The organism is Tunturibacter psychrotolerans (assembly GCF_040359615.1).
Classification (GTDB): domain Bacteria; phylum Acidobacteriota; class Terriglobia; order Terriglobales; family Acidobacteriaceae; genus Edaphobacter; species Edaphobacter psychrotolerans.
The window spans coordinates 3,538,596-3,552,516 of the sequence record NZ_CP132942.1 but is presented as its reverse complement, the minus strand read 5'-3'; the positions used below and the strand labels follow the sequence as shown (position 1 = coordinate 3,552,516).

Annotated in this window: 15 protein-coding genes; 12 read left to right on the top strand and 3 right to left on the bottom strand. The window is 59.0% G+C overall.

All coding sequences use genetic code 11. The annotated features are described in order from the left end of the window. Positions 1–12 precede the first annotated feature (12 nt). From RBB77_RS14750 to RBB77_RS14730, 5 genes are all read left to right on the top strand, one after another. The gene (locus RBB77_RS14750) at positions 13–483 is read left to right on the top strand and encodes a type II secretion system protein (RefSeq protein WP_353067637.1); all 471 of its coding nucleotides are present in this window, start codon (positions 13–15) and stop codon (positions 481–483) included. A 68-nt stretch (positions 484–551) separates the two neighbouring features. Then, positions 552–995, top strand: a complete 444-nt coding sequence (locus tag RBB77_RS14745; protein ID WP_353062507.1) for a type II secretion system protein — start codon at positions 552–554, stop codon at positions 993–995. A 50-nt stretch (positions 996–1,045) separates the two neighbouring features. Next, positions 1,046–1,708, top strand: coding sequence for a leucine-rich repeat domain-containing protein (locus RBB77_RS14740; RefSeq protein WP_353062506.1), 663 nt, complete (start codon positions 1,046–1,048; stop codon positions 1,706–1,708). 95 nt (positions 1,709–1,803) lie between these two features. Further along, a complete protein-coding gene (locus tag RBB77_RS14735) occupies positions 1,804–3,063 on the top strand; it encodes a M48 family metallopeptidase (protein ID WP_353062505.1) in 1,260 nt (419 codons plus the stop codon). Positions 3,064–3,269: 206 nt separating this feature from the next. After that, entirely contained in the window at positions 3,270–4,184 is a 915-nt protein-coding gene (locus RBB77_RS14730) for a hypothetical protein (protein ID WP_353062504.1), read from the top strand. 130 nt (positions 4,185–4,314) lie between these two features. Here RBB77_RS14730 and RBB77_RS14725 read toward each other — a convergent pair whose 3' ends face one another. Then, positions 4,315–5,274 (bottom strand): NAD(P)-dependent alcohol dehydrogenase, encoded by a 960-nt coding sequence (locus RBB77_RS14725; RefSeq protein WP_353062503.1) that lies wholly within the window; start codon positions 5,272–5,274, stop codon positions 4,315–4,317. 196 nt (positions 5,275–5,470) lie between these two features. Here RBB77_RS14725 and RBB77_RS14720 point away from each other — a divergent pair, with 196 nt between their 5' ends. Then, the gene (locus tag RBB77_RS14720) at positions 5,471–6,031 is read left to right on the top strand and encodes a carbonic anhydrase (protein ID WP_353062502.1); all 561 of its coding nucleotides are present in this window, start codon (positions 5,471–5,473) and stop codon (positions 6,029–6,031) included. Between the two features lie 87 nt (positions 6,032–6,118). Here RBB77_RS14720 and RBB77_RS14715 read toward each other — a convergent pair whose 3' ends face one another. Continuing rightward, positions 6,119–6,841 (bottom strand): CbtA family protein, encoded by a 723-nt coding sequence (locus RBB77_RS14715; RefSeq protein ID WP_353062501.1) that lies wholly within the window; start codon positions 6,839–6,841, stop codon positions 6,119–6,121. 13 nt (positions 6,842–6,854) lie between these two features. Then, positions 6,855–7,073, bottom strand: a complete 219-nt coding sequence (locus tag RBB77_RS14710) for a CbtB domain-containing protein (protein WP_353062500.1) — start codon at positions 7,071–7,073, stop codon at positions 6,855–6,857. Between the two features lie 327 nt (positions 7,074–7,400). Here RBB77_RS14710 and RBB77_RS14705 point away from each other — a divergent pair, with 327 nt between their 5' ends. The 6 genes from RBB77_RS14705 (at position 7,401) to RBB77_RS14680 (ending at position 13,916) form a co-directional block, all read left to right on the top strand. Further along, positions 7,401–9,017, top strand: coding sequence for an AsmA family protein (locus tag RBB77_RS14705; RefSeq protein WP_353062498.1), 1,617 nt, complete (start codon positions 7,401–7,403; stop codon positions 9,015–9,017). 141 nt (positions 9,018–9,158) lie between these two features. After that, the gene (locus tag RBB77_RS14700) at positions 9,159–9,758 is read left to right on the top strand and encodes a histidine phosphatase family protein (RefSeq protein ID WP_353062497.1); all 600 of its coding nucleotides are present in this window, start codon (positions 9,159–9,161) and stop codon (positions 9,756–9,758) included. 267 nt (positions 9,759–10,025) lie between these two features. Next, positions 10,026–10,457: a preQ(1) synthase gene (queF, locus tag RBB77_RS14695; protein ID WP_353062496.1), complete on the top strand. Its 432-nt coding sequence runs from the start codon at positions 10,026–10,028 to the stop codon at positions 10,455–10,457. A 197-nt stretch (positions 10,458–10,654) separates the two neighbouring features. Beyond that, the gene (locus RBB77_RS14690) at positions 10,655–11,914 is read left to right on the top strand and encodes a spinster family MFS transporter (protein WP_353062495.1); all 1,260 of its coding nucleotides are present in this window, start codon (positions 10,655–10,657) and stop codon (positions 11,912–11,914) included. Positions 11,915–11,944: 30 nt separating this feature from the next. After that, complete coding sequence (locus tag RBB77_RS14685; protein WP_353062494.1) at positions 11,945–12,700, top strand: DUF899 family protein; 756 nt, start codon at positions 11,945–11,947, stop codon at positions 12,698–12,700. 28 nt (positions 12,701–12,728) lie between these two features. Then, the gene (locus tag RBB77_RS14680; protein WP_353062493.1) at positions 12,729–13,916 is read left to right on the top strand and encodes a glycosyltransferase; all 1,188 of its coding nucleotides are present in this window, start codon (positions 12,729–12,731) and stop codon (positions 13,914–13,916) included. Positions 13,917–13,921: the final 5 nt, after the last annotated feature.

Sequence of the window (13,921 nt, the reverse complement as noted above, 5' to 3'; positions counted from 1 at the left end):
GGCACGCGGCCGATTCGTTCGCAACCACTTAGCCCCGAGTCCGGCCTCACCCTCGTTGAACTCATTATCTGCGTCGCCATCGTCGCTTTATTGGCCTCCGCAGCCATCCCCATCGCCCGCTTCCAGGTCAAACGTACCAAGGAGCGCGAACTCCGCCGCGACTTATGGCAGATGCGCGACGCCATCGACCACTACAAGGACGCCGCCGACAAGGGAGCCTTCCAGATCAAGGCCGACTCCCTCGGCTACCCGCCCGACCTCCAAACCCTCGTCGACGGAGTCGAGGTCACCGCAGCTCAGGGGAAAAAGGTAAAATTTCTACGAAAGATCCCCGTCGACCCCTTCACCAACAACACCGATTGGGGCCTGCGCTCCAACCAGGACGACACGGACTCCGACTCCTTCGGCGGCCAGAACGTCTTTGACGTCCACAGCAAGAGCACCGGAACCGCACTCGACGGAACGAAGTACAACACATGGTAGCCACCCCCAAAATCCGCTCCAGCCACTCTTCCCGGCTCCCATCCCGTTCGTCATGGGCCCGCATTTGGTTGTCATTCCGTAGCGCAGCGGAGGAATCTGCTTCTCTTCCACAGAGCTCCACCCGGACAGCCGAGCAAGGCTTCACCCTGCTCGAACTCATGATCGTGATGGTCGTCATCGGCCTGCTCGCCGCCATCGCCATCCCCGCCTACACCAGCAACATCCGCAACGCCAAAGAGGCTGTCCTCAAAGAAGATCTTCACACCATGCGCCAGGCCATCGACTCCTACACCGTCGACAAAGCCAAGGCCCCCCAGTCCCTCGACGACCTCGTCCAGGCCGGCTACCTCAAAGCTATGCCGGTCGACCCCTTCACCCATCGCTCCGACACCTGGATGCCCGTCCAGGACGACACCCTCTCCAGCATCGACCAGACTGACTCCGGCATCGACGACGTCCACAGCGGCGCCCAGCAAACCGCCTCCGACGGCACCTCCTACTCCACCTGGTAGTTCGCTGAACCCCAGTCTCAAAAGAATGAAGCACGCGCTATCATCGCCTCGTGCCCAACTCCTCCGCGCCAGCTCTCAACCTATGGAAGCGCCATCTCGGTGTCGTCCCAGACTACGTCTGGCAGCAGACTGACCTCGAGACCCTGATCCTCGCCGACAACGAGCTCTCCGAAATCTCCCCAAAAATCGGAAACCTCAAAAACCTTCGCACCCTCGACCTCGGCCACAATCAACTCACAAACCTCCCCGACATCCTCGGCGACCTAGTCAACCTCACCGACTTCCTCTACCTCCACGACAACCACCTGACCTCCTTACCGCCTTCCGTCGGAAAACTCAAAAACCTCCGCTACCTCAACCTGAGCGAAAATGCCTTCCCGCTCCTCCCCGACTGCCTCTCCTGCCTATCCAGCCTGGTCGAACTCCGCTCGACTGACAACCTCCTCACCGAACTCCCCGACTCCATCGGCAGCCTCTCCAATCTCCGCGAGCTACATCTCAGAAACAACCACCTCACAACCCTCACCGCCTCAATCGCCAACCTCAGCGAACTCCGCCAGCTCGATCTGCGAGGCAATCCCCTCGAAACCCTCCCCGAATCCCTGGCCCATCTGCCAAAACTTGAAAAACTAGACCTCCGCTGGGTCACAACCCTCACCCCACCAACCTGGTTCAAAGATCTCGAAGCCCGAGGCTGTCTCGTGTACCTCTAACCGTCGCTTCCGCTCACGAAAAGGCGCATACTATGGTCTAAGACACGTCGAGCTGCGTCCGTCCAGCAGGGAAGCGGCCCACCAGGAGACCTCACATGCGTTCCGTCACGCAAATTGGCCTAACCGCCTTCCTCACACTCTCCGTTGCGGCGTACTCCCAGACTCCGACGAATTCCCCCAGCAGTTCCCAAACCACCCCACCGGCGCAAACGCCCTCCACCACCACGCCCCAAAACGATCCCCAGGCGACCACCCCCGTCAACGCCACCATCCCCTCCGACGTCCCCGTCGAGAAGCCCATCCCCGGCCACCCCACCGCCACGCCAAAAGAGAGCAAAGACGCCGCCGCCACCGTCAAGGCCGAAAACAAAACCGACCGCCTCCCGTCCCCCGGCGAGGACATGAAGACCAACATCAAGCCCGGCAGCGAAGACGACGTCAACGCCGTAGGCACCCGCAACATCGGCGGCCGCGGCATGGGCAACTGGTACTCCACCGACTGGGAGATCCGCACCGGCAAGCAGTACTCCATGGAGATTGAAAAATCCGCTCACATGGTCAACGACCCCGTCATCGTCGAGTACGTCAACCGCGTCGGCCAGAACATCGTCAAGAACTCCGACTGCAAGGTCCCCTTCACCATCAAGGTCATCGACTCTGACGAGATCAACGCCATGGCCCTTCCCGGCGGATTCTTCTACGTCAACTCCGGCCTCATCCTAGCCGCCGACGAAGAAGCAGAGCTCGCCGGCGTCATGGCCCACGAGACCGCCCACGTTTGCGCCCACCACGCCGCCCGACAGATGACCAAGATGAACTACGCGCAGATCGGTTCGATCCCGCTCATCATCTTCACCCAGGGTAGCTGGACCGGCTACGGCATCTACGAGGCCGTTCAGCTCGCCGTCCCTCTCAGCTTCCTGCAGTTCTCCCGCATGGATGAGGCTGAAGCCGACTGGCTCGGCGTCCAGTACATGTACAAGTCCGGCTACGATCCCCAGGCCTTCATCCAATTCTTCGAAAAGCTCGACGCCCTCGAAAAGCACAAACCCGGCACTCTGGCCAAGGTCTTCGCCGACCACCCCCAAACCCCCGACCGGATCCTTCACTCTGAGGAAGAGATCGCCACCATCCTGCCCTCCCGCCCTGACTACATGGTCACCACGTCCGAGTTCGACGACGTCAAGGCCCGCCTCGCGCGGCTCGAGAACAAGCGCAAGATTAACGACGGCAAGGGTGGCAACAAGCCCACGCTCCGCCGAACCGCCAGCGGCAACGGCAACAACGACCCCAACAACCCGAACAACCCATCCACCAGCACCGACGACCGTCCAACCCTGGGCCGCAGAGATTAGCACAAGCGGCAGACACAGACGCGACCAACGGGAGCGAAGAAGGATATACCCGCCACGAAGTGGTCGCGCTCCGCGCAGGAGGCCCGTCCGGCAGGACTGCACGCGCACCAACAACAGCGCGCAAGAAATAACCTACGGTAATCTCACCATTTAGAATTGCCCAACACACGCGGCAAGCAATTAACCCCAGTTTGGTGAGGTAGTTGATGAAGCTCTCAAGAAGACAGTTCACCCAGGCGATCGGTGCGGTCGCAGCTACAGCCGCCTGCTCACGCAAGAGCTTCGGCTTTGCAGAAAACGGACCCAAGCTCGGACTGAACACCTGGAGCCTGCGAGCTCTCTCCCAACAGGAAGCAATCCCCATCATCATCCAAACGATGAAGCAGGCGAGACTGCAAGACGCTCAGATCCTGTTCACCCACATAGAACCCGCGAAGTTCAACCCCGTCTTTCCCGTCGGCGTCTTCAACCCTCCAAAATCATCTCCAACGCCGCAGCAACAGGAACAACAGAAGGCGACCGAGGCCGCGCTGACGCAATGGCGCCTCTCGGTTCCCATGAGCTACTTCGAAAACATCCGGTCTACTTTTGGAAAACAGGGCCTCAGAATAAAAGCCTATTCGATCAGATTCGGCAGCTCTGACGCAGAGATCGACCGCCAGTTCCTGATGGCAAAAGCTCTGGGAGCGGACTCAATCGTCACCCGCCTCCCCGCAGCCTCCACCGGCGTCGTCGCAGCCGCAACGGACAAGCATCAAATGATCGTCAGCCTTCAAGTCGCCGATCTGGACGAGGTGAAGAAACAGCTCGCCGCCTCTCAATACTTCCGCATGGACCCCGACATAGGCGACCTGACGAAAGCAAAGATCGACGCCTTGCAGTTTGTCGAAACCAACTACACGTCCATGTCTGCGTTCGACCTCAAGGACGCGATGCCCGGAGGTCCAAGTGTTCCGCTTGGCGAAGGCGAGGCTCGCGTGAAAGCAGTCCTGCAGTTCTTCAAGGATAAGCAGGTTCCGATCACAGCATACGTAGACTGCGACTACGCCGGAACCGGTCGATCGCCAGAAGAAGTAGAGAAGTGTGCGTCCTATGCCAGAGGCATCATCGGCCAGGTATAGCGGTGGCCGCCGAATCGGGGCCCACAAACAAGTCTTCGTTTGTGCAGGAGGACCGCATCACGCAAGCGAACATCATGCCCGTCGGTCCTGAAACTCAGACGTCGCAGCATCTCAAAACGTCGACACAACGCTAAACCGTCAACACAATCTTCCCCTGCGCATGTCCTTCCGCCAGGTAGCTGAGAGCTTCCGCCGCCTCGCTCAACCGATAACGTCTATCAATCACCGGAACAACTTTGCCGCTCTCCAGAAGTTCCTTCAGAAAGTCCAGGTCCTTCCGAGTCACCTTCGCCAGAAAAAACACCATCTTCTTCCGCCCCATTCGCGACAGCACTGGCCCCAGCGTAAACGTCTCGAAAATCTGGACCAGACCACCACCCGCCGCGACATAAACTCCATCCGCGACGAGCAAACGCCTGTAGTCAAAGATCGAATGATGACCATTCGCAGCCAGGATCAGATCGTATCGTTGGCCACTCCGAGTGAAATCCTCTTTGCTGTAATCGATGACGCAATCCGCACCCATCGACCACGCCTGATGCACATTCCTCGTACTGCACACGGCGGTCACTTCAGCCCCAAACGCTTTCGCGATCTGCACCGCAAACGTGCCCACGCCGCCGGAAGCCCCTTCCACCAGAACCTTCTGCCCTGGCCGAATCCTTCCCTTATCGCGAAGCCCCTGCAACGCTGTAATCGCCGCAACTGGCACAGCCGCCGCTTGCTCAAACGTCAGGTTCACCGGCTTCGGCGCCAATCTCTCCTCAGCGACACAGACATATTCGGCAAATCCGTTCCCTTTGAAACCCGTAACCCCGAACACCTCGTCCCCAGCCCGAAACTGCGTTACCTCTCTGCCCACAGCCTCCACGCGGCCCGCAACATCGCAGCCGAGCACCATCGGCTTTGGCTTCTTCATCCCCGGAATCCGATCCCACGGCGCACCTTTCATCAAATACAGGTCCAGCGGATTCACCGACGCCGCACCAAGCCTGATCATCACCTCATTGCCCGCAGGCACAGGTGTCGCGACCTCCGCAAACTGCAACAACTCTGGTGGCCCGTACTGTGTGCGCACAATCGCCTTCATCGGGCCCTTCCAACAGCTTCCCCCGCACCTGCGGCTGCAACCGCCAAGCGGTTTAGCGGAAGTATAGGACTAACTGCGGCTACATCGGTAGAAATCTCCCCTTTGTCTCTCTAGGCATCTGTGATCCTCAGGCTTCTTCATCGCGATAGAATTCAGATTTGCCAAACATCGGCAACATCTCTTAAGGAGACTCGACATGAGCAATCTCGACGATCTGTTACAACGCAACAAAGACTATGCTGCTAAGCAGTCTGCAGCGGGCACACTCATGCCCTCGCTTCCTCGAGCGACGCCGAATCTAAAGGCAACCATCATCGGTTGCGCTGATATGCGGGTTGACCCCGCTCATCTGCTTGGACTTAAACCAGGCGAAGCCCTCGTGATACGTAACATTGGGGGTCGAATTACCCCACCAGTGTTGGAGGAGTTGGGCCTTCTCGGACGAATCGGCGAGGTTGCCAGAGTAGTCCCCGCTGGCGGAGGGGAGTTTCACCTCATCGTGCTTCAGCACACCGACTGCGGAATCACTCGCCTCGCAGGCGATCCCGATAAGCTGGCGCACTACTTTCAAATACCGGAAGGGGAAGTCAAATCAAAATCCGTAACCGATCCCCGCGCCGCGGTTGCCGGCGATGTTGCGTTTCTCAAAACGATTCCCGCGCTGCCCGCCCAGTGGTTCATCTCGGGCCTCGTCTACGACGTAGCGACGGGACTCGTTGAGGTCGTAGTACCACCAGCGCCGATTCGTTCTGCTTAAATTGTCAGGCCAGCTGCATCGCCACGCCTCATGTGAGGTGCAGTAAAGCCATCCACTAGTACCGGGAAAACAAAAGATCTACCTCACTTAATTGGAAGGCCGTCCCAACGCCGACTCACGCTCAGTCAACCACCCAAACCCCAACCCCAGCGTCCCCCAAAGCACCGCCTGAATCTCGAGCGCCGCCACGCGAAACTTCCACATCAGCGTCACCGGAAACCCAGCCGGAACCTCATCCACCACCGGCAAAAAGTGCGCCACCGCACACACGACCACCACAAACGAAGCCGCCGCCAGCAGGGAACCGTTCCACTCTCCAAACCTCTTCGCAAACCCGCGTCTCATTTGAAGCGACAACACCATCGCCGCAATCGAAACCGCAATAAGCAAAAAGTATGCCCCAGTCCGCGCTCCAATCGTATCGGGACTCCCCACCGCCGGAGGGTTCGCCGGATACTTCAAATTCGGCACCAGCACCACGGCCACATATCCCAGCACGCCGAGCACAGCCGCCAGAGCCCGCGGCCCCAACTCCCCAATCCGCCCATAAGCAAACGCGAACACCAGCCCGAACAATCCACCGATTGCCGCGCCATACACAACGGTGCCAGTCAGCAGGCCAACACTCTTCTGCACACGACGGCTCACCATCTCCGGCTCAGGAGCCTCGCCCCGCGCCTGAGCCGCGGCGGTCTCAAACGCAATCGCGCGCTCTACCTGCGGCTCGCCGATCCATCGTGCAAACGCGAAGACGAGCAGGCCCGCAACAACGCCCACCAGCATCCCGCGAAGGAGCAGAGTTCGAGTCATCAAAATTTTCTACTTAGTGGCAGGGAAAGCCGAGAAGATGCCGGCCGTCGTGCAAAAACTCATGCACCATCGTCCCGCGAAACATCGAGGTAGCGCCCTGCTCCGCGCCGACAAAATAAATCGCCAGCAGCAACAGCAGCCCACCGAAAATCGCATACGGCAGAATCTCACGCACCGGAACAACAGGAATTGAAACCGGCTGTGCAACAGAACTAAAAGCGGATTGAGCCATCGTAAAACCTCCAGGGATCATGCGTCCCACGCATTGCTATTCGAACAAGGAAAGAACGTCTGGCTCTCAACCCGAACTACAGGTCAATCACAGTGGCGCGACCGCACCGGACTCTCACCGGCTTCTTCCATCCTCATCAAAATCTATCTCAACCCTATGTCCCACAATCATCAAAGTCAAGCTCCCGAGTAATTTGGCGGTGCGTCAACTTCGAGTCGAACCTTTCTGGCGAGAGCGGGACCGCCTTTACTCTTTTTTGCCAATCAAACCCTCCAGGTGAGGAAAGTCGGTGACAATTGGGTGGGACTTTGCCACAACGGAGGATTCATGAAGAAGTCGGTCAAGATCGTTCTGGCTGCAGCTATAGCACTACCAGTAGTCGTAGCTGCAGCCATCCCCTTCTTCGTGAACGCCAACACGTTTCGCCCTAAGATCGAGAGCCGACTCAGCACAGCCCTCTCCCGCAAGGTCACCCTCGGCAATTTGAGTCTCTCCCTCACGAAGGGCAGACTGGAGGCGGACGATCTCACCATCGCCGAAGATCCTAAGTTCGGTCAGACTCCATTCTTCACGGCGAAACTACTGCACATCGGCGTTCAGATGAAGCCTCTGATCTTCCACCACGAACTCCTTATTCGAAGTTTCGAGGTCGATGCTCCCCAAATCCATCTGATCCGCGCCGAGGATGGAACCTGGAACTTCTCCACCCTGAGTCACGGCACCGACCGTCTGGACACCACCCGACCGACCTCGTTACCTGATCTCCCGGTCGACCGAATCATCATCAAAGATGGCAACGCAACGATCGAAACTCTGCCCTCGCAGAAAAACCCCCAGGTCTACGACCATCTCAACGTCACAGTGGAGCACTTCTCCTTAGCCCAACCCTTTCCCTTTAGGGTGAGTGCCTCACTTCCCGGCGACGGCAAGGTAGATGTCTCCGGAACCGTCGGGCCTATCAATCCTCAAGACGCCGCCTCCACCGCCTTCGACACACAGGTCAAAATTCAACACCTCGACCCTGTCACCGCCGGCTACGTTGACCCAGCCGCCGGAGTCTCAACGATCGCGGGCCTCGATGCGCACTTCGTCTCAGACGGCACGAATGTCACCAGTAACGGCAAAGTCCACGCTGAGCATCTCATCATCCTCAAAGGAGGAAAGGCTGCTCCGCTCCCTCTTGATCTCAGCTATCAGATCGTCCACTCCCTCAAAAGCAACAGTGGCCAGGTCTCCGATCTCGTCTTTCAAACCGGCGCCATCGCAATTCACATCAAGGGCAACTATCAACTCACCGCAAACGTTCCAGTCTTAGACCTCAAGCTGCTGGCTCAAAGTGTCCCCCTCAACGACCTGCAGGCCCTCATGCCAGCCGTCGGCGTAAAGCTCCCCAACAATGCCACGCTCAAGGGCGGAACGCTGTCCGCCGACTTCACCATCAAAGGCTCGCCAACAGACAACGTCATCGTCGGCTCCTACGAAATCAAAAATACAACGTTGGTAGGCTACGACATCGGCTCCAAAATCGCTGGTATCGCCGCTTTGGGCGGCATCAAAACTGGCGATACCGCTGTCATCGATGTCTCCCGGGCCAACGTGCGCATTACCAAATCAGGCAGCGAAAGCACGAAGATCTATTCAGTCCTGCCTGCACTTGGTGTGTCTACCGGCAGCGGCACTGTGTCGCCCTCCGGACAGCTCAACTTCCACTTGATCTCCAAGGTCACGAACGCGAAAGGTCTAAATAAGGTCGGGATAAACCTTCTCACAAAGATGAACAGCACCTCTGACGCCGCCAAACCTTCGAATGCCAGCGGTATCCCCATCACCATCACCGGCACAGCAGAAGAACCTGTCATCACCGCTGATGTCAACGGCCTGATGAAAGGCAACGCCGCAACAATAAAGAAGAAACTTTCTAAACTCTTTGGCAAGAAAGAATAGTTCTGCATAACTAACCCGACAAAAGCGTTGAATAGTTTCACCCAGGTTTTTGAGGACTAACTTGCTGCAAAATCGACTCTTCGACAATTGATCAAAAACCCGAACGCGCCCTTACCCACACGTCACGGAGAATCGACAAACGTGCCAACCCGCCTCACTCTCATCAGCCACGCCTCCACCTCCGCGCAACGCCTCTCCGCCTTTCCCGCAGACGAACCCATCGAAGAATCCGCCCTCACCAAACTAGCCGCAATCAACTGGCAATCACCACGCGCCCAACACATCCTCACCGCCCCGGAACTCCGCACCCAACAAACCGCCGAAGCCCTCAACCTCACCGCAACCCCAACCAACGAACTCCGAGACATCGCATACGGCATCTGGCAAGGCCGCACGCTCAACGACCTCTATGCTGAAGACCCCGCACCCATCGCCCAATGGCTCTCCGACCCCAACTCCACCCCACACAACGGCGAATCCATCGCCCACCTAATCACCCGCGTGACGAACTGGCTGGCGACACTCCCACCCGAGACACCAGACACGCACTCCCACACCATAGCCATCACTCACCCCGCCGTCATCCGCGCCGCTATCCTTCACACCCTCAACGCCCCACCCCAATCCTTCTGGCGTATCGACATAGCCCCCCTCACCCTGACCGACCTCCGCCACAACGGCCGCACCTGGACCCTCCGTTCCACGGCCCTTCCACTCTCCCCTTCGTACCAGGAACCGTGATCTGCTCTCCCTCCTAAACTTTTCATCCTGAGCGAAGCCTCTTGCAGCTTCATCGCAGAGGCGTAGTCGAAGGACCTGCATTGATCTCACAGTGCTACTAATCTCTCCTGCTTTCAGGCACAGCCTCGTCTCAGGACTACATTCAGTAGCAAACGTTCTCGCGCTGCCCGCATCATCGCAAGAAAACAAAAAGGGTTAGCATAGGTGAACCGTCCCACCCAGGCCCAAACCCAACAAAACCCGCGCCAAACAAGCTAAAATAGACGTATGAGCACCGCAGTCCTTCCAAACCCGCACACCACCGGCTACACCGACGACCACGCCAAAGCCGGCCTCGACGTCACCTTCCCCGCCATCGAAACCTGGCAGAACCAGTTCAAGGCCTACGAGATCCTCGTCGACGATCCCGAGTTCACCAGCGTCTGCCCCAAGACGGGCCTACCCGATTTCGGCCGCCTCACCATCCGCTACATGCCCCGCGAGAGCTGCCTCGAGCTCAAGTCCCTCAAGGAATACCTCTTCACCTACCGCAACCTCGGCATCTTCCAGGAAAACATCGTCAACCAGGTCCTCGACGACGTAGTCAAAGCCTGCAATCCAGTCTGGGCAGTCATCGTAGGCGACTTCCGCCCCCGAGGCGGCATCTCCACCGTCGTAACCGCCACCTACCCCCGCACGGAAACGCCCCCGCAAAAATAAATCTCAAAAAACTGGCGCATTTTTCATCCCCGAAAAAGCGCCAGCCAAAACGCCACGTCGACCACACAAACCACCACGTTCTCACCACCAAAACACCACAACAAAACAATCAAAAATCTCAATATCCCCAAACAAAACCACCCTCCCACCACCCCAATAAAAAAAACCCAAACCCCACCTGCTATCCTTCCATCGAGATGGCCTCCTCGACCACGCAGAAGCCCAAACCCACAGCCTCCGTCGCCGGAGCCACCACCGCCCTCGTCCTCCTCACCGCCCTCAACTTCGTCAACTACATCGACCGCTACATCCTCCCCGGCGTCCAGGAGCAGGTAAAAGCTGAGTTCCACCTCTCCGACGAACACATCGGCACCCTAACCTTCTGGTTCATGATCGCCTACATGTTCACCTCGCCCATCACCGGGTGGCTAGGCGACCGCTTTCCCCGCAAGCCCATGATCGTCATCGCCGCCCTCTTCTGGGCCGCGATCAACTTCCTCACCGCCACCGTTCACTCCTACGACTCGCTCAACATCCGCCACGCCGCACTAGGCGTAGGCGAAGCCAGCTTCGGCATCTTCGCCCCCTCTCTCCTCGCAGATTATTACGAGCCAGACCAGCGCAACCGCGTCCTCACCATCTTCAACGTAGCCATCCCCGTAGGCGCTGCCCTCGGCTACCTCGTCGGTGGCACCGTAGGCGAACACTACGGCTGGCGTATGTCCTTCATCGTCTCCGCCATCCCCGCCGCGCTCCTCGCCATCCTCATAGCCATCTTCATGAAGGAGCCCGCACGCGGCGCAAGCCAGCACGAAAAAGCAAAAGTAGAGAAGGGAACCATCCTCTCCCTCATCAAAAACCCCGCCTACCTCTGCTCTATCCTCGGTTACGCAGCCGTCACCTTTTCGCTCGGCGGCATCTCCTGGTGGATGCCCTCGTTCCTCCAACGCATCGACGGTCGCAGCCAATCCTCCGCCGCCTACATCATGGGCGCAATCACCGTAGTCGCCGGCCTCGGTGGCACTATCACCGGCGGCACCATCGCGCAGAAGTGGTCCCGCACCAACTCCAAAGCCCTCTACCTAGTCCCCGCCATCAGCGCCGCCATCGCCGTTCCACCCGCGCTCCTATGTTTCTTCGGCCCACACAACCTCACCCTCTACGGCCTCGGCGTCGCCATCTTCCTCATCTTCCTCGGCACCGGCCCTGTCAACGCCGCCACCCTCAACGCCGTCCGCCCCGAGATCCGCGCCACCGCCATGGCTGGCCAGCTCTTCATCATCCACGCCCTCGGCGACGCCATCTCCCCCCGCATCATCGGAGCCGTCAGCGACCGCTCCACCCTCAACCTCGGCCTCGGCTCCACTCTCATCACCATGCTTCTCGCAGCCGTCATCTTCTTCATCGGCTCCCGCTACGCCCCGCCCCTCCACGCCGATCAACCCGACATCGCCTGACCGCCCATCTCATCCGAAAAGGATCAGCCCATGCCCACCAGCTTCCCCGGAGAATCCCCCGAATATCGCGCCGCCCGCAATCACCTCCTCGAGCAAGAGATCAGCCTCCGTCGCGCCATGGAATCCGTAGCCGCCGCCCGCCGCAGCCTGCCACCCGGCGGCCTCATCCCCGAGGACTACGTCTTCGACACCATCGGCCCCAACGGCAAGCACATAAAGGTGAAGCTCTCCCAACTCTTCACCCCTGAACAAAACTCCCTGGTCATCTACAACTTCATGTTCCCGCGCTGGAGCAAAGACAGTCGCCCCGGCCCGGTCAGAGGCGCAACCTCCGAGCTGAAGCTAGAAGACTCACCCTGCCCCTCCTGCACCGCCTTACTCGACGCGCTCGACCCCACCGCTATCCACTTCGCCTCTTCCGGCCTAAACTTCGTCGTCGTAGCCAAAGCCCCCATCGAACGCATCTCCACGTACGCACGCGAGCGCGGCTGGAAAAACCTACGTCTCCTCTCCTCCGCCAACAACAACTTCAAACGAGACTACCAAGCCGAAGACCCCAACGGCGATCAGCTTCCTCTCATGACCGTCTTCCATCGCGACGGAGACCAGATCCGCCACTTCTGGAGCTCCGAGCTGATGTTCACTCCCACCGACCCCGGCCAGGATCCACGCCATCTCGGCACCATCGACACTATCTGGAACATCTTCGACATGACCCCCGAAGGTCGTCCAGCGACCTGGAACGAGCAGATCGACTACGACTGCTGCCATCCCAACAACCATTGATCCCGCTGTCTATTATCATGAGGATTTATTGCACTCTGCCGTTCATTTCATTCTCACTTTGCTTGCGTGGCTCATCGCCCTGGCCTGGCTCTGGAAAGCAATCACCGCCGCCGCCTTCCTCCGCCGCGTTCCCGATCTCACCTCACCAGCGCACAATCTAACCCCACCCAACAACCCATCCCTCACGGTCATCATCCCCGCACGCAACGAAGCCGCCCACATCGCCGCCTGCCTCCAATCTCTTCTCAACCAGCAACACCCCAACCTCCACCTCATCGCCATCGACGATCGCTCCATTGACTCGACCGGTGCGATTATGGACGCTCTCGCCGCGCAGCACTCAGACAAACTCACCGCACTCCACATCACCGAACTCCCCACCGGCTGGCTCGGTAAAACCCATGCCATGGCCTTCGCCGCGCGCCACGCCATCTCTCTCCACCGCCCCGACTATCTCCTCTTCACCGACGCCGACATCTACTTCCACCCCGACGCTCTCCGCCTCTCCCTGGCCCACACCGTCGCCACCGAAGCCGATCACTTCGTCATCCTCCCTACCGCCCTCGTTCGCACCATAGGTGAAGGCATGCTCCTCAGCTATCTCCAGATCATGGGCCTCTGGGCCGTCCGTCCCTGGCGCATCTCCGACCCCAAGGCTCTCCGCGACGCCGTCGGCGTAGGCGCCTTCAACCTCCTCCGCACCTCCGCCTATCAGCAGATCGGCGGCTACGAAGCTCTTCGCATGGAGATCGTCGAAGACCTCGCCCTCGGCAGGCGCATCAAGAGAGCCCACCTCCGCCAACGCATCGCCACCGGTCCCGACCTCGTCAGCGTTCACTGGGCCAGCGGCGTCAACGGAATCCTCAACGGCCTCATGAAAAACCTCTTCGCCATCTTCCGCTACAACCCAATCGTCGCTCTACTCTCCTGCGTCTGGTTCACGCTCTTCTGCATCGTCCCCGTGGCCTTTCTCGCGCTCCCGCAGACTCGCACACCGGCAATCCTCACCTTCGCCTCCGTCGCCTTCCTCTACATCCTCTCGAGCCGACAAAGCAAAGTCTCACCCTGGTATGCGGTCATCTTTCCCCTCAGCGCCACCCTCATCGTCTATTCCATCGTCCGCTCGATGATCACAACGCTGAAGAACGGCGGCGTCACCTGGCGAGGCACCTTCTACCCACTATCTGAACTACGCAAGAAGCCGAACCCGAGCTAATCTAC